Origin of the sequence: Lachnoanaerobaculum saburreum DSM 3986, from assembly GCF_000185385.1 — a bacterium.
GTDB lineage: Bacteria > Bacillota > Clostridia > Lachnospirales > Lachnospiraceae > Lachnoanaerobaculum > Lachnoanaerobaculum saburreum.
The window spans coordinates 1-1,354 of record NZ_GL622311.1 but is presented as its reverse complement, the minus strand read 5'-3'; the positions used below and the strand labels follow the sequence as shown (position 1 = coordinate 1,354).

1 tRNA gene and 3 rRNA genes are annotated in these 1,354 nt (G+C 39.9%); all 4 read right to left on the bottom strand.

Going from position 1 to position 1,354, the window contains the following annotated elements:
• Nucleotides 1–174, bottom strand: a 23S ribosomal RNA gene (locus tag HMPREF0381_RS14115); the annotation flags it as partial.
• Nucleotides 175–669: 495 nt separating this feature from the next.
• Nucleotides 670–743: transfer RNA gene (locus HMPREF0381_RS14110), tRNA-Ile, on the bottom strand.
• Between the two features lie 106 nt (nucleotides 744–849).
• Nucleotides 850–967, bottom strand: a 5S ribosomal RNA gene (gene rrf, locus HMPREF0381_RS14105).
• Nucleotides 968–1,261: 294 nt separating this feature from the next.
• Nucleotides 1,262–1,354 (bottom strand): 16S ribosomal RNA (locus HMPREF0381_RS14100); the annotation flags it as partial.

Genomic DNA, 1,354 nt, shown 5'->3' with positions numbered 1-1,354 from the left:
CATACGTTATGTATTGGCGTATGGATGCTTGGAGTACTTCCAAGCGGGTTTCCCCATTCAGACATCTGCGGATCACTGAATATGTGCTTCTCCCCGCAGCTTTTCGCAGCTTGTCACGTCTTTCTTCGGCTGTCAGTGCCTAGGCATCCACCCTACGCTCTTTATGTTTAACCTCTTAAATCATATAGATTTAGTGTTTTGTATGACACTAGCGTGTATCATACAAATGTTTAAAATTTATTTTTGTTATTAAAATATTAATCACTTTCGCAATTAATACCTCGGATGTCTAATTATAAAATATTTATATAATTTCTCGTTTGGTATGCAGTTTTCAAGGTACATTATTAGCTTACTCTTCATAAGCCAGATAGACTTAAAGATTCGAACTTCAATATCTCTCACCCTCTCCAAAGGAATATGATATAGTCTACGTGTGCTATTTTTCTAAATTCGAACTTCGCTTCGCTCGTTCTCATTAAGAATTATTAAGGTAACACCATTGCTTCGCTACGCAAGGTGTGCTTGTTTTCTAACCTCAGACTTCGCTTTGCTCGTCTTCACTAAGAAATATCTTGGTAACACCATCATCTCGCTTTGCTTGATGAGGTGTGCTATTTTTCTTAATTCGAACTTCACTTCGTTCGTTCTCATTAAGAAAAATATGCATGGGCTTAAGTGGACTCGAACCACCGACCTCACGCTTATCAGGCGTGCGCTCTAACCGGCTGAGCTATAAGCCCTTATTATTAACTTTTGGTAACACCATCATCTCACTTCGCTCGATGAGGTGTACTTTTTCACTAAGATTCAAACTATGCTTCACTCGCTTTCATCAAGTGAAAAATGTAGCGGCATCCACCTACTCTCCCATACTGTTTCCGGCATAGTACCATCGGCCGACTGAGTCTTAACCATCGTGTTCGGAATGGGAACGGGTGTGTCCTCCAGACGCATCGACACCGCTAAATTTATTTTTAGTTTTAACTTCAAACAAAGCTACAATATCGTCCCATTACATTAGACAATATGTACTTATTTCCCAACCTTAAACTTCGCTTTCGCTCGTTTTTGTCAAGAAAATAATGTAAAACTAAACAGTACTCACAACCCCTACTTAAACCTCTATAAGGTAACACCATAAAACTTCACTTTGTTCGTTTTAGATGGTAACACCGTCATCTCATTTCATTCGATGAGGTGTATTATTTTTCTAAATTCGAACTTCGCTCTGCTCGTTCTCATTAAGAAAAATATATAGAAAGGAGGTGATCCAGCCGCACCTTCCGATACGGCTACCTTGTTACGACTTCACCCCAGTTATCCTCCCTGCCTTCGGCAGCTCCCTCCTTAC